This window comes from Paenibacillus sp. FSL H8-0175 (genome assembly GCF_045040615.1).
GTDB lineage: Bacteria > Bacillota > Bacilli > Paenibacillales > Paenibacillaceae > Paenibacillus_AQ > Paenibacillus_AQ odorifer.
Map to the genome: position 1 here is coordinate 5,102,346 of NZ_CP150299.1, position 22,417 is coordinate 5,124,762.

Annotated in this window: 19 protein-coding genes; 7 read left to right on the forward strand and 12 right to left on the reverse strand. The window is 42.1% G+C overall.

From position 1 onward, the window contains the following. Positions 1–109 precede the first annotated feature (109 nt). On the reverse strand, positions 110–424 hold the full coding sequence (locus MHH46_RS22835; protein WP_076130239.1) for a hypothetical protein: 315 nt from the start codon (positions 422–424) through the stop codon (positions 110–112). Between the two features lie 205 nt (positions 425–629). Between MHH46_RS22835 and MHH46_RS22840 the strand changes: the two genes are divergently transcribed. Further along, the gene (locus MHH46_RS22840) at positions 630–839 is read left to right on the forward strand and encodes a hypothetical protein (protein ID WP_036683023.1); all 210 of its coding nucleotides are present in this window, start codon (positions 630–632) and stop codon (positions 837–839) included. A 77-nt stretch (positions 840–916) separates the two neighbouring features. Here the strand turns inward: MHH46_RS22840 and MHH46_RS22845 are convergent, their stop codons facing one another. From MHH46_RS22845 to MHH46_RS22855, 3 genes are read right to left on the reverse strand one after another with little or no spacing between them, the layout of a single operon-like run. After that, positions 917–1,930, reverse strand: a complete 1,014-nt coding sequence (locus tag MHH46_RS22845) for a Gfo/Idh/MocA family protein (RefSeq protein WP_076130238.1) — start codon at positions 1,928–1,930, stop codon at positions 917–919. 31 nt (positions 1,931–1,961) lie between these two features. Further along, positions 1,962–2,975, reverse strand: a complete 1,014-nt coding sequence (locus MHH46_RS22850; protein ID WP_076130237.1) for a Gfo/Idh/MocA family protein — start codon at positions 2,973–2,975, stop codon at positions 1,962–1,964. Between the two features lie 20 nt (positions 2,976–2,995). After that, positions 2,996–3,844 carry a sugar phosphate isomerase/epimerase gene (locus MHH46_RS22855; protein WP_076130236.1) on the reverse strand — a complete coding sequence of 283 codons (849 nt, stop codon included), beginning with the start codon at positions 3,842–3,844 and terminating at the stop codon, positions 2,996–2,998. Positions 3,845–4,026: 182 nt separating this feature from the next. Between MHH46_RS22855 and MHH46_RS22860 the strand changes: the two genes are divergently transcribed. After that, entirely contained in the window at positions 4,027–4,932 is a 906-nt protein-coding gene (locus MHH46_RS22860; protein ID WP_076130235.1) for an AraC family transcriptional regulator, read from the forward strand. 469 nt (positions 4,933–5,401) lie between these two features. Here the strand turns inward: MHH46_RS22860 and gnpA are convergent, their stop codons facing one another. The 4 genes from gnpA to MHH46_RS22880 all read right to left on the reverse strand — a co-directional run bounded on the left by gnpA (position 5,402) and on the right by MHH46_RS22880 (position 10,959). Next, entirely contained in the window at positions 5,402–7,561 is a 2,160-nt protein-coding gene (gnpA, locus tag MHH46_RS22865; protein WP_218642218.1) for a 1,3-beta-galactosyl-N-acetylhexosamine phosphorylase, read from the reverse strand. 26 nt (positions 7,562–7,587) lie between these two features. Beyond that, positions 7,588–8,442, reverse strand: coding sequence for a carbohydrate ABC transporter permease (locus MHH46_RS22870; RefSeq protein ID WP_076134560.1), 855 nt, complete (start codon positions 8,440–8,442; stop codon positions 7,588–7,590). A gap of 9 nt (positions 8,443–8,451) precedes the next feature. Beyond that, positions 8,452–9,393 carry a carbohydrate ABC transporter permease gene (locus tag MHH46_RS22875; RefSeq protein WP_254857029.1) on the reverse strand — a complete coding sequence of 314 codons (942 nt, stop codon included), beginning with the start codon at positions 9,391–9,393 and terminating at the stop codon, positions 8,452–8,454. Positions 9,394–9,483: 90 nt separating this feature from the next. Further along, complete coding sequence (locus MHH46_RS22880) at positions 9,484–10,959, reverse strand: carbohydrate ABC transporter substrate-binding protein (RefSeq protein WP_076194993.1); 1,476 nt, start codon at positions 10,957–10,959, stop codon at positions 9,484–9,486. A 347-nt stretch (positions 10,960–11,306) separates the two neighbouring features. Here MHH46_RS22880 and MHH46_RS22885 point away from each other — a divergent pair, with 347 nt between their 5' ends. Together MHH46_RS22885 and MHH46_RS22890 are read left to right on the forward strand one after the other, a co-directional pair. After that, the gene (locus MHH46_RS22885; RefSeq protein ID WP_076130231.1) at positions 11,307–13,046 is read left to right on the forward strand and encodes a sensor histidine kinase; all 1,740 of its coding nucleotides are present in this window, start codon (positions 11,307–11,309) and stop codon (positions 13,044–13,046) included. A gap of 4 nt (positions 13,047–13,050) precedes the next feature. Then, entirely contained in the window at positions 13,051–14,667 is a 1,617-nt protein-coding gene (locus MHH46_RS22890; RefSeq protein ID WP_076194991.1) for a response regulator, read from the forward strand. A gap of 39 nt (positions 14,668–14,706) precedes the next feature. Here MHH46_RS22890 and MHH46_RS22895 read toward each other — a convergent pair whose 3' ends face one another. The 3 genes from MHH46_RS22895 to MHH46_RS22905 all read right to left on the reverse strand — a co-directional run bounded on the left by MHH46_RS22895 (position 14,707) and on the right by MHH46_RS22905 (position 17,508). Beyond that, the gene (locus tag MHH46_RS22895; RefSeq protein WP_076130254.1) at positions 14,707–15,300 is read right to left on the reverse strand and encodes a DinB family protein; all 594 of its coding nucleotides are present in this window, start codon (positions 15,298–15,300) and stop codon (positions 14,707–14,709) included. A gap of 67 nt (positions 15,301–15,367) precedes the next feature. Next, positions 15,368–16,315 (reverse strand): YafY family protein, encoded by a 948-nt coding sequence (locus tag MHH46_RS22900; protein ID WP_076130229.1) that lies wholly within the window; start codon positions 16,313–16,315, stop codon positions 15,368–15,370. Next, positions 16,312–17,508 (reverse strand): macrolide family glycosyltransferase, encoded by a 1,197-nt coding sequence (locus MHH46_RS22905; protein ID WP_076194989.1) that lies wholly within the window; start codon positions 17,506–17,508, stop codon positions 16,312–16,314. Before MHH46_RS22905 ends, MHH46_RS22900 begins: the two co-directional genes overlap by 4 nt. 147 nt (positions 17,509–17,655) lie before the next feature. On the opposite strand from MHH46_RS22905, the gene MHH46_RS22910 reads away from it, so the two are divergent. The 3 genes from MHH46_RS22910 to MHH46_RS22920 all read left to right on the forward strand — a co-directional run bounded on the left by MHH46_RS22910 (position 17,656) and on the right by MHH46_RS22920 (position 20,857). Continuing rightward, a complete protein-coding gene (locus MHH46_RS22910; protein ID WP_076130227.1) occupies positions 17,656–18,846 on the forward strand; it encodes a coenzyme F420-0:L-glutamate ligase in 1,191 nt (396 codons plus the stop codon). Positions 18,847–18,937: 91 nt separating this feature from the next. Beyond that, positions 18,938–19,837 (forward strand): LysR family transcriptional regulator, encoded by a 900-nt coding sequence (locus MHH46_RS22915; protein ID WP_076194987.1) that lies wholly within the window; start codon positions 18,938–18,940, stop codon positions 19,835–19,837. A gap of 78 nt (positions 19,838–19,915) precedes the next feature. Continuing rightward, positions 19,916–20,857, forward strand: coding sequence for an NAD(P)H-binding protein (locus MHH46_RS22920; protein WP_076130225.1), 942 nt, complete (start codon positions 19,916–19,918; stop codon positions 20,855–20,857). A gap of 393 nt (positions 20,858–21,250) precedes the next feature. Here the strand turns inward: MHH46_RS22920 and MHH46_RS22925 are convergent, their stop codons facing one another. Further along, a complete protein-coding gene (locus tag MHH46_RS22925) occupies positions 21,251–22,390 on the reverse strand; it encodes a 5-methyltetrahydropteroyltriglutamate--homocysteine S-methyltransferase (RefSeq protein WP_076104344.1) in 1,140 nt (379 codons plus the stop codon). Positions 22,391–22,417: the final 27 nt, after the last annotated feature.

Below are 22,417 nucleotides of genomic sequence, written 5' to 3' on the forward strand. Positions count from 1 at the left end.
ATCCTTTCATTATCCAAATCATATCCATTCCCCGGTTTCTTTTCAAATTAAAAATAAAAAAGGACAGGTAGCGAAATCATCGCAATACCTGCCCTTTAATAACTTTGGGTTATGGTAAATAGTTTGCTTCAACCGGAGGGGTTTTCTCCACTATTTTCAGTTCTAGTCCTCCGAATCTCTTCGCCAGCTTGTTATATACCAGCGCTACCAGCATACCCACCAAACCATAAATGAGTATCAAAATAACCGGCATAATCAAATAAGGGATACCCATAACAACAATAAACGTCTCTTTAATGATAAGCCCGACCACCACCATCCCTAAACCTACTATAAACAATAGCAATGTAGGAATGATCATAAAATAGATAGTTGTTTTAAAAAAACTCTTTTTGTTAATTTCCAGCACTTCATAGTCTTTCATTATGTAATCCCCTTAATTTATTTAGAGTGGTAAAATTACCCTCTTCGTTTCATTAAAGACGATCTTAAATACAATTTCAACCAAATTTCTCATATTTTCGACTTTTACCAAAGAATTCTTCCTAAAACTCAACGATAAATCATGGTAAAATAACTCCTATGGTTTAATATATCATCATGTACAAGATGTCACCGGAGGGAATAACATGCCACAAACATTAGTGAAAAATATTGATTTTTTTATAGCTGCCTTATCCCAAACCTATATTTCTGCGCTACAGCTTGATCCTGATGGAATGTATTCAGAGGTTGCTTCAGGAATTGTTGAACTGTTCTCTGACGAACAAGTACGGCTGAGAAGATATGACGGATCAGTATCCCATTATGCAAGAGACAACACCAAATTTCAGCGATGACAAAAGGACGTGAACTGGAAAAAGGTCATTGTGAATGATCCTCTTCCAGCTCACGTCCTTATTCACTCTACACACAACTAATCTAGCACAATCCATTCGCCTTCAGCATCCGCTGACTTCATTTCTGCTTCCACGATTCTTAAAGACTCCGCTGTACTCTCTGGCGTACAAATAATGCTAGGCTTATCCTGGATAATAACATCCAGAAAATATACAAGCTCTCTATAGTAGCCAACATCCGGTGAAAGTTCCGCTAAATAGCCTGCCCCGTCATTCGGATTGACCTTGACCTCGCTGCCATTAAACACTATATTTCCACGTTCAAAATTAACCCGGTACCCCATGTAAAAACCAAAATCACCTTCCAGCGTCCAATCCACCTGAGCATTAATTACTTTTGCATCCTTATAAAAATAGTGAGTCGATGCGATATCATATCCGCTACCCGGAAGGACATTACGTCCTAAGGATGATACTTTATCCGGTCTGCCGAACAGATAGTTAATCATATCCGTATCGTGAATATGCATATCCATAATGCCTCCACCGCTTAGTGTCTCATCAAGAAACCAATCCTTAGGAGCACCAGATCCCCTGTAAAAATACCCTTCCGTGACCTGACCGAACTGCCCGCTCTCTATCACTTCTTTTAAATATTCATACCCCGGCCAAAAACGGAGACAATGTCCGATCATCAGTTTTTTCCCACTGCGGGCTGCCGTTTCCACCATCTCCAGCGCTTGTACGGAAGTTCTGGCCATCGGTTTCTCACAAAAAACATGATATCCACGCTCCAGCAGCGAACAAGTCATTTCCGCATGCAGATAAGTAGGAACCGCAATGTCGATCATATCCAGTTCCTCACTGGCTATCATTTTCTCCAGATCATCGTATAGATTGTAAGCTGACAAATCATAGACTTCCTGGGCAGTGCTCATATTCCCGGCTGCTTTTCCATCCTTTAATTCCTCAATTCGCAAATCACAGATGGCTTTAAGGGCAATGGGCTGCCCCTCTTTCGTTAAGCGCACATAATTATCAAAATGCATCCGGCCCATAAATCCAAAGCCGATCAAGCCTATTTTCAACATCGTGAAGTCTCCTTTACTAAAAGTATGGTACTTAACGTATCCGTATCCAGGCCCCTTCTTGATCAGCCGATTGGATTTCAGCCTCAATGATTTCTATGGACTGGGCAGCACTTTCGGGCATACATAGGGTCACTGGCTCATCGTTCTGGATGATTTTCAAGAAATATACCAACTCTCTGTAATATCCGGTATGCGAAGAAAGCTTCGCAATGAACCCCGGTTGACGATTAGGATTTACCTTAACTTCCGCGCCATCAAAGACTACATTTCCCCGTTCAAAATTAATCCGATAGCCCATGTAAAAACCAAAGTCGCCTTCCAGTGTCCAGTCCGCTTGGGCATTGACCACTTTTCCATCCTGATAAAAATAATGAGTGGAGACGATATCATAGCCACTTCCCGGTAAAACCTTCCGCCCAAGCGTTGATACTTTATCTGGTTTCCCAAACAAGTGATGGATGATGTCCGTATCGTGTACATGCATATCCAGCATACAGCCGCCACTTAGCTCATCATTGACCAACCACCCTTTAGGAGCACCGGAACCCCGGTAAAAATAAGCCTCTGTCACTTCACCGAACTCACCGCTAGCTATAACCCCCTTCAAATATTCATATCCCGGCCAGAAGCGAAGACAATGACCAATCAGCAATTTTTTTCCGCTGCTTTGCGCCGCCGCTACCATCTTCCAAGCTTCTGCGGAATGTCTCGCCATCGGCTTTTCACAGAACACATGATACCCTCGTTCCAGCAGCGAACAAGTCATTTCAGCATGCAAGTACGTAGGTACTGCAAGGCTAATAGCATCTAGTTCTTCTTTTTCGAGCATATGCTCCAAATTATCATAAAGGCTGTAAGGGGATAAATCATATACCTCGTGGGCTGTGTTCATATTCCCCGCGGATTTAGTATGTTTAAGGACTTTAATCTGCGGGTCACAAATGGCAACCAGAGAAATCGGATGGCCGTCTTCCTGCAATTGAACATACTGATCAAAGTTCATTCGGCCCATAAATCCAAAACCCACCAGCCCCACTCTGAGCACAGCCTTCACCTCTCTTAAACTTAGTAACTAGTGCGTCCTAAAATAGCATCCATCGCTGCAGAAGTATTAAAAATGATTTGCTCCGAATAATGCGTATATGGCGGTATCATTTCTCCAGTAACATAATTGCTGTAGCCGATCTCTTGCAGTGCTTCCATAACAGCAGGATAATCCACATCCCCAGCAAGTAGATCAACAAATCCATGAAGTCCTCCGGCTGCCCGGCGGTAATCTTTGAAATGCACCTTCTTGATTCTATGGCCTAGAATCCGTATCCACTGCTCTGGATAACCAGAATGAACGATATTCCCTACATCCAGATAGGAACCTACGTAATTGGAGCCTACAGCATCTATAAAAGAACGTAATTCGAGCGGAGACAGCAGGAATTTATTCCACACATTTTCAATCCCAATAGAAACACCCGCCATTTTTGCATCTTGAGCTAGATCACTGATCGCCTTCAAGGCTCGATCATAAGCTTTTTCATAATCGACTATTTCACAGCCCTCAATAAAATCCACACCAACCGCACCAGGAATGACAAGAATCGTATCTACGCCAAGTGTTGCTGCCAGCTCCAATTGTTTTTTACATACATCGATAGCCTTCGTCCGGTTCGCCGCGGATTCACTTGTCATGGCATATGACCAATATAGTCCTGTCGCCAGTCCTGCAATTTCTAACCCCATCTCCTGAATGGAATTTTTGATCTTAATAGCTTCTTTCTCAGTGGTTTGCAGGCCAAGTTCACCCGATTCATTCAAAGATAACTCAATTCCGTCGAAACCTGCCGCTTTAGCCAGACGTGCACATTCTTCGATCTCAGTACCTTCGCGAAACGACCAAATGTTTATTCCCTTTTTCATCTGAATCCTCCTCAAATTTGTTATTTTCCGTTTTTTAAGATCCTACCCTAAATACCCTTATATCCTTGATTTATTTATATTATAATAGATTGTAAGTTGAATTTATTTAGGTGAACAAGAGATTTGTTGCACGATTCCGGTCTATTTAAAAATTCATTTTATACTGTATGGGAGGTTTATTCGTGGCTGAAAAAGAACCCCGTTATCCCCTGAGAAAACAGGTCCCCTCCCGGGAGTGGTCACCTGGCATTCACTACGCACAATTCCAAACTCTCTCACCTTGCCTCTTTCCAAGAAGAAGATTGTATGATTTCGAGCTGCTATACGTTCGCCAGGGGAAATTATCAACAAAGATGGATACGGAGGAATATATCCTGAATTCAGGACAACTGATATTTCTTTCTTCCGGGGTATATCATCAAAATGCGATTGTCTCAGATTCGGAAACCAAACTCATTGGGATCCATTTTGATTTTTTTGGGGAATCGATTATTACAAGCGATGAAGACATGCTGGTCAATGAGGAGGAGGTTATGGACGAGAAGTTTGCCTTGGAAGCTGTGACCGCTCCTTTTATGCCATTGTCACAGGAGCCCATTTATACCCCGCCACCCGAATGTATCCATGCGATGGAACAGCTCGTGCATGAATTTACGATGCGGCCTGCCGGTTATGAATGGGTCTGTCGGGGGTTACTGCTCGGCGTTCTAACCTCGCTGCTCCGAACACAAAGCTCCCGGAATGCAGCTAAATCTTCCGTTCATACCGGGCGGATCAGAGCTTTAATCGATGAGATGGATTCAAAGCTAGCAGACCGCTGGAGCAATAAATCCATGGCTGGTGCCATGAATATGCATGAAGACCATTTCTCCAAGTTATTTCGTGAGGTAGCTGGCATGCCTCCTGGTGAATATCTCCGTTCCATCCGGCATCGAGAAGCACGCAAGCTGCTGCGTGAAACGGATTGGCCGATTGAACAGGTCGGTGATAAGGTTGGTTATCCTGATATCCATTATTTCAGCAGGGTATTTACTGCGAATGAGGGAATTTCTCCGCGGGCTTATCGCAAAATGGCCCGGATACTCTAGATACGGAAAACTCAAGATATCTCAATCCAAGTAAGAAAAACTTGCCAAAAACATTGAGACTGATGGGTCATCTGCTTTGTGTGATACCTGTGGGGGCCGATAAACAATATACATTGTACGGTGAGATGTGCAATATGCGGGGCGGCGAACGTTCGTGTTTTCTGCGTTAATGCAGTATGCGGGGACGGCTCTAAAACTAATTAGGGAAAAACTCCCTGAAAACAGCCAATATTCGCTCTAAATGAACGAAATCAGGGAATTCCTCCCTAATAATAAGAGGAATAACTATAATTGCTAACGAATCAGCTAAACTTTGGGGAGGTTTTCCCTGATTATTAGTCTGATGACCAAATATCCCGGAATTTCAGGGAGAAATTCCCCAATCACTCTATCGAAGCAGTACAATTCAGGAAAGTTGGAGATAACAGCAGCCGGAAGTCTAATTATTCGCCGTAGTTACGGCTGACTCTTAATGTATGATCTCAAATTGAAACCACACACTTTCCATCCCACCCAACTCTATTTCTTGGATCACGGCGTTATCCATCAGGATCGTCGTCTTTTGGATCTCGGAAGTGTTATTTACGGCACAATATCGACCCGTCTCAGGATACGCGTGACATTCAACATTCGGATTCACTGAGAACCATGAATACAATTGCTCCTCTTGATGTGCGGCCCAAAAGATCGCTCGGCTGAGTAGTCTGGTATTCTGAATACTATAGGGAAGCCCCGCGATATAAACGCCCCGCCCCTGACCAAATGAGTTCACGGCAAGATTGCAGCTGCCTTGGTGCACGTCCAATATTTCTGCTCCGGCCTCCGCTTGATAAATCATGGTCATCCCTTCACCATAATTAATCTCACCTTCCAGATCTTCCGTTATGAAATGACCCTGCACAGGCGTTACCTTGGGCTTATTGATGCTTGCTGTAAATCCAATTTCCTTCTGAACACCTAGAATATCCGCTAGTTGAAAAAGAACCCCTTGATGTTCATAAGCTGATGGATCACCAATCCCAATAAAACCGCCCCCTTGCTCCACCCACTCACGAAGTGTTGCCACAACTTGCGGATCGCTCCATTGATCTCCACCGCTCCAAGAGGTGTGTACATCACCCGCGTTAATAATCACACCGATACTAGGATCAATCCCACTTAACCTGATGTCATCAAAGCTTATAAACTCAATGTCGAACGGCAAGCCCGCCAATGACTCTAATGCCCCTATGTAGGAGTAACATCTTTGATTCCATAATGAATGAGCCACTTGATGTGTCTGCCAGCTTCGAAGGGAGCCCCAAGTATTCAGAACCGCCACTTTAAAAGGAGCTTTAAAAGGCTGTGTCCCTTCTGCATTGGCATGAATCCCTTTGAACTGCGTCGCAATTTCTGTCACATGATCTATAAAATCCGGAAATTGATGCGCTAGACTTAAATATCCGCCATACCCCATCCTGCCAACTGGTTTACGCATGAGCGCACGCCGGCATTTGATCCAGATCGGCATGGACTCTCCGACAGGGTCTCCCCCTTCAAAAAAGACATCAGGAAAGAAATAAGGATAGAAACGTGCCTCGGTATCCTTAATAGGTATATCCGCAATCATACGGGTTGTAACGCCATCTCCTGCTGCCCCTACCACTGCGTCGAGCCCGATCTCCGGAAAATATTTTCCATAAGGCTCTGTACCAGCCCAGTGATCCCCAAAAAACATAATCGCTTTCTTCCCGAAATCATGCACCATTTCTACACATTGTTTAGCATAACCTGCGATGAATTTCTGATTGAAGTCCATCCAGTCCAGATATCTTTGGGTCGGGTTCTTAAATGGTGTGTTATATCGCCCCTGATCCACAAAATCTTCTGCAGTCAATCGGTACCCATAAGCTTGCTCGAATTGCTCTAACGCAAGTGGACTCACACAACTCAGATAGCCAAACCAATTCACCTGTTTCTCCTTACCTTCCTTGTTAAAAATCAAATCAAAATTATAAAAGAAGGTCGTAAAACGTACGATATCAGTCTTGGGATGTTTCTTCAGCCAATCCTCCAGCACCTTCAAAACATGCTCTTGAGCCTCGGGATAACGAATATCCAACGGTAAACGATGCTCCTCATCCCAATCATTCGTGATGTGGTTGTACATGGAGACCGGCTCCCATTTCTGGTAGGCCAAGAAACTGACCGTATACTTGTGAAATTGTACCGCCTGTTCAAGTGTGACAATTCCCTCTGCGTAACTCCAACATTCAGAAGGTAATACTTCTCCTGTAGTCCGGTTTACAACCTGCCAATATTTTTTTATATCCACATCTGTGTTAGGAATAAATTGCTCGGCAAAATAATCAGCCATAATATCGATGGCCTTCACCTTTGAAGTTACTATTACTGGAGCAGACATCAGATAAATCTGCTGTCTATATTGCGGATGCTGCTTCGCCCACTCGTTGTCCTCACGGACAAGACAAAGCGTTGAATAAATTTGCAGACCCATATCGAGAATGTCCTGCGATAGATTCGTGCCATCACTGTCACGTACGGCATCTACACCCCATCTTTCGACGAGATCGGCTATGACCTCTTCCATCCCTGTTTCACCAGGCAGTGTAAATCTTCCTTTGTCCACGTAACTTCCCTCCATATCTTTGTTGTTCAGCCCTTAATTCCGCCTGCGCTTATTCCTTGGAGCAATTGCTTTTGTCCTATCACATATAAAAGAATCGTTGGAATCAGCACTAGGATCAGCGCGGCAAAAAGTGCACTCCAATCAGTAGCATAACGTTGAACCTCAAAAAGATTGGCTAAACCTACTGGCAATGTTTTTTTGCTATCACTTTGAATTAAGACCAATGCCAGCGGATACTCATTCCAAAAGCCCATCGCTGCCAGCATACAGACCGTCACAATGCCCGGTTTAGCAAGCGGCGCAACAATTCTGACGAGCACTCCTGTGTTGCCACAACCGTCAATCTTAGCGGCCTCTTCATAATCTCTAGGGACGGACCTCAGAAATCCACTTAATACAAAGATGGCAAAGGGAAACTGCAGAACAGCATAGATTAAACTGAGCATCCCGCGATTGTCTAACATCCCGAACGAATTCACCTGCAGAAATAAAGGAACCATAATGTAGGAGGCTTGCAGAAAAATACAGGCCATATAAAGGTTAAGGATTAGTTTAGAGCCCCAAAACTTAAATCTCGTTAAGACATAAGCCATAGGAACCACAAAAATAACTAAAATCGCCGTGGATAACACCACAAGAAAGATAGAGTTCAGGAAATAACTCCCCATCTTGGATTTCTGAAAAGCACGTACATAGTTATCGAAGTGTAGGGCTTGTGGAAAGGAGAAGGGGTCGGTCAGAAATTCCGTATTGCTTTTAAATGAGGCTAAGAGATTCCATACAAACGGATATAACAAAACAATGGTGGCTACAATCAGAAACAGCCGCGTAATCCAGTTAGCAATATTCATTTTTAGAAGACTCTGTTGATTGCTCGTCATCCTTCTCCCCTACCCTTCTGCTCGATTTGTAAGTAGTCTGGACAGAAAAGAAAGCACAAAGGCGAACACCAGCGTAAATATAGCTATAGCCATGGCATAACCAAAGTTCGCATTCTGGAAGGCCTGCGTGTACATGTAGTGGAGTAAAACAGTAGTTCCACCTGCCGGACCACCACCAGTCATTACAGTTACAACTATAAAACTTAAATTGATCGTACCTGCCAGAGACAACACAAACGTAATGCCAATAATATCTTTTAGCAGAGGGATCGTAATACTGGTAAGCTTCCGGAAATATCCCGCACCATCAATAGTCGCCGATTCAAACACATCCGCAGAAATCCCATCAATCGCAGCGATGTACATGACCATATAATAACCAACCGCTTGCCAGATCAGTGTAACGGCTACACACCACAATGCTGTTCGGCTATCTCCAAGCCAGGGTCTGCTCAGTTGATCTAATCCGATGCTCCCCAGAATATTATTCAAAATGCCCATATTGGGATGAAACACAAAGGACCAGATAATTCCGACTACCGTCAAAGAGATGATACTAGGAAAGAAAAATACGGTTCGGTAAAATCCTCTTTCCTTCAGCTTCGTCTGCGTTAATAAAAAAGCGAGCACCAGCCCAAAAATCAATGTAATCACTGGCACGACCAGCATCAGTTTAAATGTATTGCTCAGAGCTTTGAGGAACATCTCATCCTGAAACATATATTTATAGTTATCCAAAAAGATAAACTTGTTCTCATCACTCATCCCGGTAGCATCCGTAAAAGACATAAAAAATGCCCGAAAGGTTGGAATAATCATAAATACGAGGGTCAACAGGAGCGTTGGAATCGTGCATACCGCTATGAATAGCTTAGGATTTCTGGTTTTCGCTGTCCTAATCTTTGATTTCCTCTGTCTAGGAGCTATTTCTGCCAGCTGCATTTCAGACATCTTTCTCACTCCTCTTCATACAAAATGCATCCCGTTCATAGATAACCTTATCCATTCCTAACAGGATGCATTTGCATGAGATACTATAGATTATTTACTAGCCGCTTTCTCTTTACGAATCTGTGCAAAAGCTTTTTCCACATTATCCATCCATTGATCTGTGGTCATTTGGCCTGTCATCACTGGTGTGACCGTATTCTTGAACATTTCGGTGACTACACTAACCTTGGAACCCTTCGGTAACGATTGCCAGCCCTGTAAAATAGAAATGGAACCATTATAAGCCTCGAACATGTCATAGACACCTTTAGTCAAAAATGGCTTAGACAGCTCCTTCGCATCGTTAAGCGCATACGCCCCATTCGCTTTTTCCGCAAATAGTTTTACAGATTCATCGGTATACAGGAACTTTAAGAATTCCTTAGCGAGCTCAGGATTTTTGGCCTTAGCAGGGATGGAGAATTGCTCGTAGCTGGAAAGCACATACTTCTGATCGCCTTTATTGAACACAGGTACTGTTGTCATCCCAAATTCAAATCCATTTTCTCTAGGTGAATCCTTCATTTCATTTTCCATCCAGTTCCCGTTTACGATAAACAAAGCTTTACCCATCATCATATCGGTCTGCGACTGTGTATGGTTCAAGGCAACCGTGCCGTCCATCAGATAACCGTCTTTAGAGATTTTATAGAAAATATCCAGTACTTTTTTGATCGTGTCGTTCTTAAATGAACCTTCCTCATAAGCAAAGACTTTATCCAGCGTTTCTTTTCCCCCCGCACTCGCAATGGCCGGGTAGAGAATTTCCTCCAAATAATCCGGATAGATGCCTTGGTAAGTGAATAAAGCCCGCTTCGTTTTGGTTCCATCTGCATTAACCAGATAGTTCTCCTCTTTGTTCAGCTCATCCCCTAAAGCAAAGAACTCCTCCCAAGTCTCAGGAACACTCCAGCCTTTTTCTGTGAACAGTGTTTTATTGTAAATCAAGCCCATCGGTCCAGCATTAAAAGGTGCGAGATACGTCTTTCCATCTTGATAGGGCTGAAATCTTGTACTGTCCAGCATCCCCGGTAGAATCATATCCTTAAGCGTCTCCTCTTTATCAAGCGCTTTGCTTTCAAATACATCGCTGATATCTAGCAGTCCTTTTTCTTTAATCAGTGAAAGCACGATGCCACTTTGCTCTGTATCTGTAACGGATAGGAAGTCGGGAGGATTACCCGCAACAATCTGCGGCCGGATTACTTCACCAACTTTAGGATTAATCGTCATGTTCACTTTCACACCTGGATAAGCACTTTCGAATTTGCTGACAATTTCATTCCAATAATCCGCACCATATCCCCCTTGGAATACAGCAATGCTAAGTTCCTTGTTATCAAAATCTTTAGCAGGTTCTTCTTTAGTCTTCCCGGCGTTCGTTGTACTTGTAGCTTGCGCGGTGCTCGCAGCTTTCGTTGAATCTGATTCATTAGAGGCAGCAGGTTTATTATTGCTGTTCCCACAGCCGAGCAACCCCACACCTAGCAGCATCACTGCTAATAATGTACTCATAGTCTTTTTCATAAACGCCCTCCTTAAGATATTCTTGTAAACGCTTTTTTAATAATTTAAGTATAGAAGGATTTACGCTATATTTACATTTACAATACAAACCTACCTATGTATTATCTTATCCATCTTCCAATGCGAGCTCGTATAAGCTTATTCATCAGGATCACATAACCTGTAAACTTAGCCGTTAACGGAATGGATAATATTATCCATTCCATAGATTATTCTCACTTTTCGCCGCTGCATATATATTCCATTGTTCTTTTTATGTTAACTTGTAAGTAAAAGATAGTGAATGGGAGGTCATCCACCTGAGTCGACGCAAAGGGAAGCTGCATTTTCCTAATCCTCCGCAAATCATGCGCAAGGTTAAAATTCAAAATCGCTTAACCGTCATTTTCTTAATCGTATCCGTGATCCCAATCATCTTTATAGGTTTCTACTCCTACACCATTTACTCCAAATCTATTAACAATAAATTAAGTAAATCCACATTTCAGGCTTTAACCCTGCTTAATCGAACGATGTTAAGTGAACTTAACAACTATCAATATCTTGCAGGCTCTGTTTCTACCAATAGTATTATTCAGGAGCGTTTATCGGCAGCACCAAATGAACCCGCTCCTAGCAATGCTGCCATTAATCATGCCATGGACAATTTATATAGAACCATCTACCCCGGATATGTCCAGAACGTTCGGGTCATCGACGCCAAGAACCAACCTATTTATGAATTAGGCTACGATGGCATCCCCAATCCTAAGTATGAAGAAATTATGAAACAAGTAGAGCTCAATGCCCCTTATGACAGTCTTAACTACGCAAAAAGCTATCGCGCTTACAATACCATTGTCCTGGGCCGGAAAATTTTTGATCAAGATGACATTGGCGTTCCCTTAGGTCATGTGTTTGTTTTTATTGGTGGGGAGTTATTTTCAAAAGTCATTCTTTCCAGTGTGGATTTAGGTACAGGTTCCAGTCTCCTTATTATGAATAGGGAGGGAAAAGTAATGTCCTCGAATCAAAAGGATACTCCGCTAGGAGAACCCTATTATAAAGATGAGCTTTTTAAGCAAATCAAGACACAAGAGGCAAAGAAAAACCATTCCTTCCAAGGCATGGTCAATGGCAAAATGCAGCAAATCTCCTATATTAACAATAATCAATTAGGCTGGTACATGATTTCTACCGTGCCCTTCTCTTATATCAATTCAGAGACAAGTAAAATCACCACTGGACTACTTATTGTTGTCAGCATCATTGTAGTCGTGTGTATTCTAATTATTATCGTATTGTATAAAAGCATCCTGAAACCAATCAAACAAATCATCGTCTTCTGCAATCAAATTTTTTATGGTGATCTATCGAGCCGGATCGAAGATCACAGCAACGATGAAATGGGCGTGTTGGCCAATAGAATTAACAGCATGGTCAGTAGAATGGAACAGCTGATGAAGGATCAAAAGAAAGATCTGAAAAGAAGACGTTCGCTCGAATTGCAAATGCTGCAATCGCAGATTAATCCTCACTTTCTTTTTAATACACTTAACTCCTTACGATGGCTGGCGATGATTAACCAGGTTCCCGTCCTTAGCGACGGCATCTCCTCACTAGCTGAATTGCTGCGTAGTACCATTATCGATCAAGATGAGCAAATCACCATCAAGCAGGAGCTAAACAATCTGGATCATTATTTTGCCATTCAAAAAATACGTTATGCCGACAGGTTTGACATTGAATATGACTTGGATGAGTCTTTATTACAGAGCATGATCCCCAAGCTCATCCTGCAGCCGATCGCAGAGAACGCGATTCTTCATGGAGTTACAGATATAGGAGGAAAAGTTCTAATCCAAATTAAGGTATACGCAAAAAATGAATACACCCTTATTATTGAGATCATCGATAACGGAAAAGGGTTTGACACCACCAAATCTGAAAAAGCTGACAATCTGTCGGGTATCGGAATTTCAAATGTGGCCGATCGCATTAAACTTCAATACGGTGAGAGTTACGGGCTGTTCATCACAAGCTCAATGGGTCATGGAACCTGCTGCCGCCTAATTATCCCTAAACAAACATACGAACTTAAGGGGTGATACTATGTATCCTATGTATAATGTAATGCTAGTGGATGACGAACCTATTGTTAAAGTCGCGCTCAGAACCATGATTCCATGGGAAGAGCTTGGATACATGATCTGTGCTACTGCCTCTGACGGAGTGGAAGCCTTAACACTTGTAGACAAGTTTAATCCCCATATCATCATTACAGATCTCAAAATGCCTAATATGGATGGTCTGCAGCTGATAAAAGAACTTAATAACAGAGGGTTTGCAGGAAAAATCCTGGTGGCGAGCAACCACGGGGAGTATGAGTTAGTTCGTGAAGCCTTAGTGCTTGGGGCTATAGACTATATGCTGAAGATTAGTATGAAAACGGGGGATTTGATCCATTTGCTGGAGAAATCTACGAAGCTAATTCAAGAGCAGCTTCAATCTAGGCAGCAGCAGGAGACCCAAACACAGTTATTGCAGCACAATTTAAAAAGCGTGAAAAATGCGCTGCTAAAAGATTATTTCACCGATCCTTATTACGATGTGCAGCAGCTTGATCAGCATGATGCTATAAGTTTCGCTTTCAGCGAAAGCAGCTGTTATTTATTCTACATTACTTTTGAGCAGAATAACGCGACCCAAAACGAAAGACAAAATCACATCTCCGTATCCTTTATTGAAAACATCATCTTGGATATCTTGGAGACCGTAGATCAGTTAGAAATTATTCAGCTAGAATCTAATGGGCTGCTGCTTCTAATCTCCTGTGATACCTTAGACGATCATCAAATTATCCGCACAGACTTTATCCAGAGGGTCATTCGGTTAATCAAAATGTATATTTCTATCACCCCTACTATTGTTTTTTCTGATCCTGTACGGGGATATGCTGAAGCAAAACGAACCCTAGAGCGATGTAAAGAATCCTTGCAAATCCAATTTTACAACGAAATAACGATTATAGATCCAAAGGATGTTCATTTAAAGGATACGCTGGACTTCGAGGATGTACATGATTTCTCGACGCAATTAATTCAGAACTGGAAGCTTTCAGGGGTTGAAGCCGTTAATCAAGCAACTCAGCAATTTCTCGACATCTGTAAATCCAAGCAAATTAATCCTGCTGAAACCAAAAAGTTCATCGTAAATTGTCTGCATTATCTTCCCTTATGCGATGCCCATCTCATTGTCGAGGATCCAAAGCTTTTGAAGACCTATATAGAAAATATCGCCAGCAGTAAACGTACCACTGACGTTCTATCTATAATGGAGCTTGTGTTCCAACTATTCTCCCATCAAAAGCAACAGATCGTAACTACACACAATAGAGATGTTAAACAAGCGATTGACTATATCAACACACATTATCAGAAGAAGCTCACCTTATCTCTGATTGCCAAGCATGTCAACTTAAGTGAGAACTATCTGTCCAGAATCTTCAAAGAAGAAGTGGGGCAAAGCATCATTCACTACATTAATACTGTGAAAATGGAAAAAGCTGCAGAATTAATACTTAAAGGGAATCCATACATTAAAGAAATTTCCACGCAAATCGGTATACACGATCAATTTTATTTCACCCGGTTATTCAAAAAACACTTTGGTGTTAATCCTAGTGAATATAAGAATCACGTTCAGGCCACGCTTGGTTCAGGAAATTAAGACCATTCCAACTCTTTTATTGGAACGCGGTTCCTGATTTTATGATCCTTTCACAACCTGAATGTTATTGATGAACCCTTCTTTAGGTGCAAATATGGAATTAAACAACAACTCTTTGTTTAACCGCTCCAGCTGCAGAAGATGATGACGATAGTGCATTTCAATAAGTAGGAACCATTCCTCCGCGCATAGTCCACCAAATCGCGGGTGAGATACGGTATTTTGTTTGGACGCTTTTTCAAGAGAGGGTTCGATCTCTCTCATTCTTTGAATGACTGTACGTAACCCTTGAATTAATTGTTCTTTGCTCTCCGGCTGCTCCGGCGTATATTGGGCGGAAGGCGGAACCTGAATACGAATGGGCGGAAAGCTTCCTTGCGCAAATATAGCCGCACCATCCTCAGTTTTCCCCACATGAGCTACTAAGGGATCTTGGTCTAGCACAAGGCATTGATCAATATTACGAAGCTGCATATACAGCGCCGAGTTAATGAGATGCTGAAACATCTGTCCGATGGACCAGGCGTTTTCACTCGGCTTTTGCTTCAACTGCTCCAGATTGAATCGCTCTAATTCTTGAATATAGTATGTCGCAGTTTCTTCAAATCGTTGTAAGACTTCTTTTGTTGTAATCATCATATATCAGCTCCTGTAGTCATTGATGGTCCAAGTATACAAAAACGCTACTGACAGCGTTATGTCAGTAGCGTTTTAACATTATTTCTATTTCATTTCTAACCTGATCACGGAAAGATTCGGGCTCCAGCACAACCATACCGCCTCCCCAGCCAAGCACCCATTGCAGCAATTCCCCTGGCTCGCGAACGCGAAAAGTAACAAGTACCCCCTCCGCATGCTCCTCAATAGTTTCCATATAGAAATTATTTGATTCCCTTACCTTATCGGCTATGTCAGCTTGGACTAAGATAAGCACATGAACGTTGCGATCATCAGGAGGTTGGTATACCTCCAGATGAAAATCTGCTGGCAGTATAAATTCATCTTCCAGATTAATAAGCTCCCTCATTCGGGATAACCGGAAATGACGGATGTCTTGACGCAATTCACACCAGGCGATGAGTACCCATGACCCGTGATGAAGCACAAGTCCATAAGGAGCAACCGTACGAATACTTTGACGGTTCCCATCGGCTTCGGCGATTCTTTTGGAATAACGAAATCTTATTTTCCTTCCCTCCAATATCGCTCCACGAATGGCTTCCAAACATGCCTTCTCTTGTATGGGTGCTATATCTTCTGCGGATGCAAATAAACGAAAACTTTTGCGAATCTGTGATGCTTCACTGCGGATAGCTTCCGGCAGGATGGCTTCTATCTTTGCTTTAGAACTTCTAGCCTTATTACCATAGTGTGCATCAAACCGCTGCTCGATAAAATCAGTTCCTATAAGCAATGTCACTGCTTCGTCCAGCGTGAAACTAACGGGTGGCAGGAAATACCCCTCGATTAAGGAGTAACCCTGCCCTGGCGCTCCTATTATGGAAACGCCCGCTTCACTCAGTGCCTGAATATCCCGATAGATCGTTCTTACGCTCGTTTCAAACGTAGCAGCCAAATCCTCCGCCCGTAACATTTTGTTACGCTGCAGTTCAAGCACTATAGCTAACAACCGGTCCATTTTGTTCATACGACTCCCCCTCCCCGAACAATCTCATCAACAGCTCGTCGATACCCACCCGAGTTCCGAAACGATTCACTGATATTAGAGACAGCTTTTTTATAAGATAAATCGCTTAATATATGATCTACGGCTTCTCGTAGTTGAGTTGCAGTTAAACTTTGCATTTGTAACTTAATACCTGCTCCGACATGGACGACTTGCTCCGCAATTATTGGCTGATCCGCACTTTGTGGAATTACAATAAGCGGAACCCCGTAATAAAGCCCTTCATTGATACTGTTCATTCCACCATGTGTAATAAATAACTTTGTGTATTGCAGTATATCCGTTTGTGGAACATAATTTTTCACGAAAAAGTTTTGCGGAATTCCCCCTAAATCCGTGATTTGGACTTTATCTCCAATTGACATCACAATAGTGTGCTCCGTGTTCCCCAATGCTTCAATACAAAGTTTATAGAATTTAATGGCTTGGTTAAAAACTGTGCCGAGTGAAATGTAAATTGGACTTTTCCCCTTAATTGCCATGAGGTTGAAGTTTTCTGGAGCTAATCGTGAAGAGATGGAGGGTCCTACAAAGATATAAGACGGGTCGAAAGCTTCTCCCTCAGGTTGAAACTCCCTAGTTGTATAAACGATAGTAAGTGGGGCAGGATTACAAAACACTTCATAAGGGGATTCGATGTCCACATCATATTTGCCCTTCACCATTTGCGTCAAGCTTTGGAATTTATCCTTTATAGGATTAGTTACTTCTGCAGGAACTGTAGTATAAAATTGTTCTAACATTACATCGAATGCTGCTTTTGTCTGCGCAAAAGAAGTACAGGAGCTAATGGCCGGAAGCCTAAGAATTTGAGCTAACAAACGTCCACAACCAAACATAGAATCATGGATGATGTAATCAAAATGCTCCCCTTTGATCTGTTCAAGAACGCTTGGAATAACTATATCTGTCGTAAGTAAAAGACCGTTGATTCTTTCGAGTACATAATTTCTTCCACCTGAGATAAAAGCTTGGATAAATTTCTGATCGTCAAATGTTCGTACTGTAGCCCCCGTCATCTCCATACGTTCTCTATAAGCTTCTATACAAAAATACACTACCTCTTCGCCACGAGAAATAAGCTCTTCCACAACGCCAATCGTGGGATTAATATGTCCCTCTGATCCACCATTAATAAATAACACACGCGCCAATTGTAATCCTCCTTAACTATAAATCATTTTTATATTAGATATTATAAACATTAATTTTACTTATATCGCTCTAAAAGGGTATAGTAATATAGGCTTTAAAACCATTTTAATAATATAGAGTATACCCTTATTAGAGGAGAGATCATATTGGAAAGAGTAGTTGGAACAGTTGTACGTGGACTTCGCGGACCTATCATTAACAATGGGGATAACATTGAAGAAATCGTAGTTCAGACGGTATTGAATGCAGCAACAGTCGAGGGTTTTTCGATCGAAGATCGTGACATTGTGACCGTAACTGAATCCATTGTTGCTCGGGCACAAGGAAACTATGCAACGATTGACAATATTGCTGCTGATATAAAGGGGAAATTCGGCGAAGAAACTGTAGGGGTCATTTTTCCAATCCTTAGCCGTAACCGGTTTGCTAACTGCTTACGCGGTATTGCCAAAGGGGCACAAAAAGTAGTCCTAATGTTAAGCTATCCAGCTGATGAAGTAGGCAACCACCTTGTAGACATCGACGAACTAGATGCTAAAGGTATCAATCCATGGACGGATGTATTAACAGAAGCTCAGTTCCGTGAGTTTTTCGGCTATATTAAGCACCCATTCACAGGGGTTGACTATATTGAATATTATAAAGGTTTAATTGAAGCTGAAGGTGTGGCTTGTGAAGTCATCTTCTCCAACAACCCAAAAACCATTTTAAACTATACAAAAAATGTATTAACTTGCGATATTCACACTCGCTTCAGAACCAAACGCATTCTCACAAACAACGGTGCTGAAAAAGTATTTGGTTTGGATGATATTCTTACACAATCAATCGATGGCAGCGGCTTTAACGAAGCTTATGGTCTGCTAGGATCAAACAAAGCTACAGAAGAAAGTGTAAAGCTATTTCCAAACAACTGCCAGCCTATCGTGGATGGTATCCAAGCAAAAATCAAAGAAATTACAGGTAAAACTGTAGAAGTTATGGTTTATGGCGATGGAGCATTCAAAGATCCAGTCGGAAAAATCTGGGAGCTCGCAGATCCAGTTGTCTCCCCTGCTTACACTGCCGGACTTGATGGAACACCAAATGAAGTAAAATTGAAATACTTGGCCGATAACAACTTCTCTCATCTTCGTGGTGAAGAGTTAAAACAAGCCATTTCTAAATACATCCAGAATAAAAATGATGATCTAGTTGGTGCGATGGAAGCCCAAGGGACTACACCTCGTAGATTAACTGACCTGATTGGATCATTATCTGATTTGACTTCTGGTAGTGGCGATAAAGGAACACCAATGATTTATATCCAAGGTTATTTCGATAACTATACAAAATAAGAGTAGTACAACAAAGGGAGTCTCTAAACGAGGCTCTCTTTTTTACTTTCTGGGTTATAATAAAAGCAAACAGCGGCAGGCGGAGGATACTATGAACATAAGAAGGATTAAATATTTTATCGATCTCGTGGAATGCAGAAATTTTACGGAAACAGCTAAAAAGAACTATGTTTCGCAGACCACCATTAGTCAACAAATCGCCGCGCTTGAAGAGGAATTCAACATTCAATTGATTGACAGAAAGCAGATCCCTATTGAGCCAACCAAAGCCGGATGGCTTTTCTATGGCGAAGCCCTCATCCTCTGGAAGCAATATAACCATATGAAGCTGAGCATGGAAAACTTTCAAAAGTATAATACGCAATCCCTGAGTATCGAATATGCGGCGATGACGGATATCCAAAGTTTGTTGAAATTGATTCCCTCGTTTCAGGATCATCATCCGAATATTAAGCTGGAACTGAATAAAGTATTGCTAAAAGATATTGCAGAATACTTGCTAAAAGGGATTTACGACGTGGCTATTGCCTTTGATTCCGAGTTTCAGGGAAAAGAGGACATTGTAACCTATCCCTTATATAAGGGACGTTATTGTGCGGCTGTGAGTCATCACCATCCTCTCTTTCATCATGAATCGATCGCCAAAGAGGAGTTATATGAACATCCCCTAGTCATGCTGAATCCAACAGCTATTGGAAACTCTTATCATCTAATGATCCAGCATGCAATTGAAGACGGCTATCAGCCGAATATTCTTCGAACCGCAGACGATGTGGAGACAGAATTGTTTTATATCATCACAGAGAATTTGATTGGCTTTTTCCCGGATAACTATCAGCTCGCTTATCTTCAAGATGAAGTCCGGCTAATTCCTTTAGATGATTCACACCATACCTTTGCAATCGAAGCAGGTTATCTCAAAAATAATACAAACCCGGCCTTGCCCTCCTTCCTGCAACAAATCCAAATTGGATTTAGCAATCGACCATAAGTTTTATGTGTTAGACTATGTTCTTTTTTTCACATACTATAAGGGTATAAATCATATCCACAAGGAGTGACAACGATCATGGGTAAATTATTGTTGACTGGTGTCGATGGAAATCTAGGGAAGCAAGCTGCGGAATACTTGTTGGAGCTGGTAGATAAAGACCAAATCATTTTTTGCGCTTACGATCCAGCATGTTTGAAAGAATATGCGGAACAAGGGATTGAAACACATGTGACCAACTTTAATAACAAGGACGGCCTTGCCGAAGCTTTTGCACATGCCGATAAACTCGCACTAATCTCCATGCCTTTTGTTGGAGAGAAACGTCAAAATGCACAAAAAAATGTGGTCGATGCTGCCAAAGAAGCTGGAGTCAAACAGATCATTTATACTTCTTTGGTCAACGCAGCCGATGAAAGCAATCCAAGCGTAGAAAAAATTGACCATGTGTATACCGAACGTTATATTCAAAGCGTTGGGCTAGATTATATCTTCCTTCGCAATTCCCAATATGCGGAAGCCATGATAACCAATTACTTTACGTATGTGAAGGGTGACGGGGTATTAACAAACAATCAAGGTGACGGTAAAATGGCTTATATCTCGCGGAAGGATTGCGCAAAAGCCGTTGCGTATGCCCTAGCCTCCAATAACTATCAGGAAGCGATTCTAAATATCAACGGGCTTGAATTGATGACAATTACCGACTTCATTAAGATTGGTAACGAAGTAACGGGCAATCATATCACCTACAAAGAAAATACGGATGAAGAAAATTATGCCGTATTCGAAGCAATGGGCGTGCCTAGAACCACCGATGGTGCATTTAAAGAAGGCTCCGAAGCACCCTTTTCTTCAGAAGGTATGGTTACTTTCGGACAAGCTATTCGTGAAGGAAAAATGGATGTTTATACGGACGACTTCAAACAACTTACTGGTCAAGACCCTCTGACCGTGAAATATATGTTTGAACATGCCGATGAATTCCAGGTTGGCGAAAGACACTCTAAAGACAATTAAAAGCTGCCACTCTTACTTCTTAGGCTAAATCACCCCCGTTTATTAAACGGGGGTGATTTCTTTTATATTGAGCGTGGCACAAAAACTCCGTAAAGCTCAATCATATGCTCGCCCTGGAGATAATCAAGGAATTCCTCCCTGAAATTCGACTGATTTGGCGGTAAATCTTGATATTGCTCTGTTTTTAGGGAGTTATTCCTTAATTTCATTCATTTAGAGCAATTATCGGCTTTTATTAGGGAGGTTTTCCCTAATCCCCCGTCACGGTATAGATAGAATTGGCCAAGTATATCGGTATTTCACTGTAGAACAAAATGCACCTTTAACCGTACGGATAAACATCCGAATGGCTAAAGGTGCATTATCTTTATCTCTGTCTATTTTTAATTAAAGTTAGTTCCAGATCTCTTCAGCAATTTCTTTAATATAAGCAAGCTTACGCCATTGCTGCTCTTCAGTCAGGTGGTTGCCTTCTTCCGTGGAAGCAAAGCCACATTGCGGGCTAAGGCAAATCCGGTTTAGATCAACATATTGCTTCGCTTCCTCAATACGCTTCAGAATATCCTCCTTGCTTTCAAGCTCACCAAATTTGGATGAGAACAGACCTAACACAACCTGCTGATTGTCTTTCAAGAAGCGCAATGGCTTGAAGTCGCCTGCACGTTCGGTATCAAACTCCAGATAATAACCCGAGTAGTTATTGATATTAAGAAGCGTTTGCGCGATAGGCTCGTAGCCTCCACCTACTCCAGCATAAGTCGAAACATAATTGCCCCGGCATACATGGGTCGTTACAACAAGATCTTCCGGCAGACCGGTTACAACTTCCTCATTCAATTTTGCAAGTTCGCTTGCATATTCAGCTACGTTCACGCCAATCTGATTCATAAACGCTATAAACTGTTCGTCGCAAAGCGCTCCCCACGTACAATCGTCGATTTGAATACTGCGGCAGCCCGCTGCATAGAAGGCAAGAATCGATGCTTTGTATGCTTTGGCAATATCCGAGATAAGCTCTTCACGATTCGGGTATAATTCATTTGTGCTTTCTTTGTTTTCCGCCCGATCTAGCTCGAACAGGAATTGTGCAGCCGCAGGAATCGATTGACGCGCAACAACGTCCTCACCAGCAGCATCTTTTAAAAATTCATAATGCGAAACAAAAGGATGGCTGCTGTAGCTTATTTTCCCGGTCAGTCGGGCTGTTTCTGGTCTGGACTCTGCACCGTTAAATTGGTAACCTTGATCAATAATTGTCCGTTCTACACCGTCAAGTCCCCAGAAGAAGTCGAGGTGCCACCAAGAGCGGCGGAATTCACCATCGGTTACCGCTTGAAGACCCACCTCTTTTTGTTTCTGCACGAGCTTAACGATTTCGTCGTTCTCTACTTCCTTCAACTGCTCGGCAGTAATTTCACCATTCTTGAATTTTAATCTAGCCTCTTTCAACGCTTGGGGGCGCAGGAAGCTGCCCACGATATCATATCGAAATGGAGTAACGGTTCGTTTTTGGGGTTTGGTCTGAATGCTCATATATTAATCTCCTCGTAAACAAATTAT

Bases quoted from the DNA above. Each gene is read 5' to 3' on its own strand.
- MHH46_RS22835 (WP_076130239.1), bottom strand. From the start codon at position 424: ATGAAAGACTATGAAGTGCTGGAAATTAACAAAAAGAGTTTTTTTAAA.
- MHH46_RS22880 (WP_076194993.1), bottom strand. From the start codon at position 10,959: ATGAAAAAGACTATGAGTACATTATTAGCAGTGATGCTGCTAGGTGTG.
- MHH46_RS22920 (WP_076130225.1), top strand. From the start codon at position 19,916: ATGGGTAAATTATTGTTGACTGGTGTCGATGGAAATCTAGGGAAGCAA.
- MHH46_RS22915 (WP_076194987.1), top strand. From the start codon at position 18,938: ATGAACATAAGAAGGATTAAATATTTTATCGATCTCGTGGAATGCAGA.
- MHH46_RS22875 (WP_254857029.1), bottom strand. From the start codon at position 9,393: ATGTCTGAAATGCAGCTGGCAGAAATAGCTCCTAGACAGAGGAAATCA.
- MHH46_RS22870 (WP_076134560.1), bottom strand. From the start codon at position 8,442: ATGACGAGCAATCAACAGAGTCTTCTAAAAATGAATATTGCTAACTGG.
- MHH46_RS22845 (WP_076130238.1), bottom strand. From the start codon at position 1,930: ATGTTGAAAATAGGCTTGATCGGCTTTGGATTTATGGGCCGGATGCAT.
- MHH46_RS22900 (WP_076130229.1), bottom strand. From the start codon at position 16,315: ATGAACAAAATGGACCGGTTGTTAGCTATAGTGCTTGAACTGCAGCGT.
- MHH46_RS22855 (WP_076130236.1), bottom strand. From the start codon at position 3,844: ATGAAAAAGGGAATAAACATTTGGTCGTTTCGCGAAGGTACTGAGATC.
- MHH46_RS22885 (WP_076130231.1), top strand. From the start codon at position 11,307: ATGCGCAAGGTTAAAATTCAAAATCGCTTAACCGTCATTTTCTTAATC.
- MHH46_RS22840 (WP_036683023.1), top strand. From the start codon at position 630: ATGCCACAAACATTAGTGAAAAATATTGATTTTTTTATAGCTGCCTTA.
- MHH46_RS22890 (WP_076194991.1), top strand. From the start codon at position 13,051: ATGTATCCTATGTATAATGTAATGCTAGTGGATGACGAACCTATTGTT.
- MHH46_RS22925 (WP_076104344.1), bottom strand. From the start codon at position 22,390: ATGAGCATTCAGACCAAACCCCAAAAACGAACCGTTACTCCATTTCGA.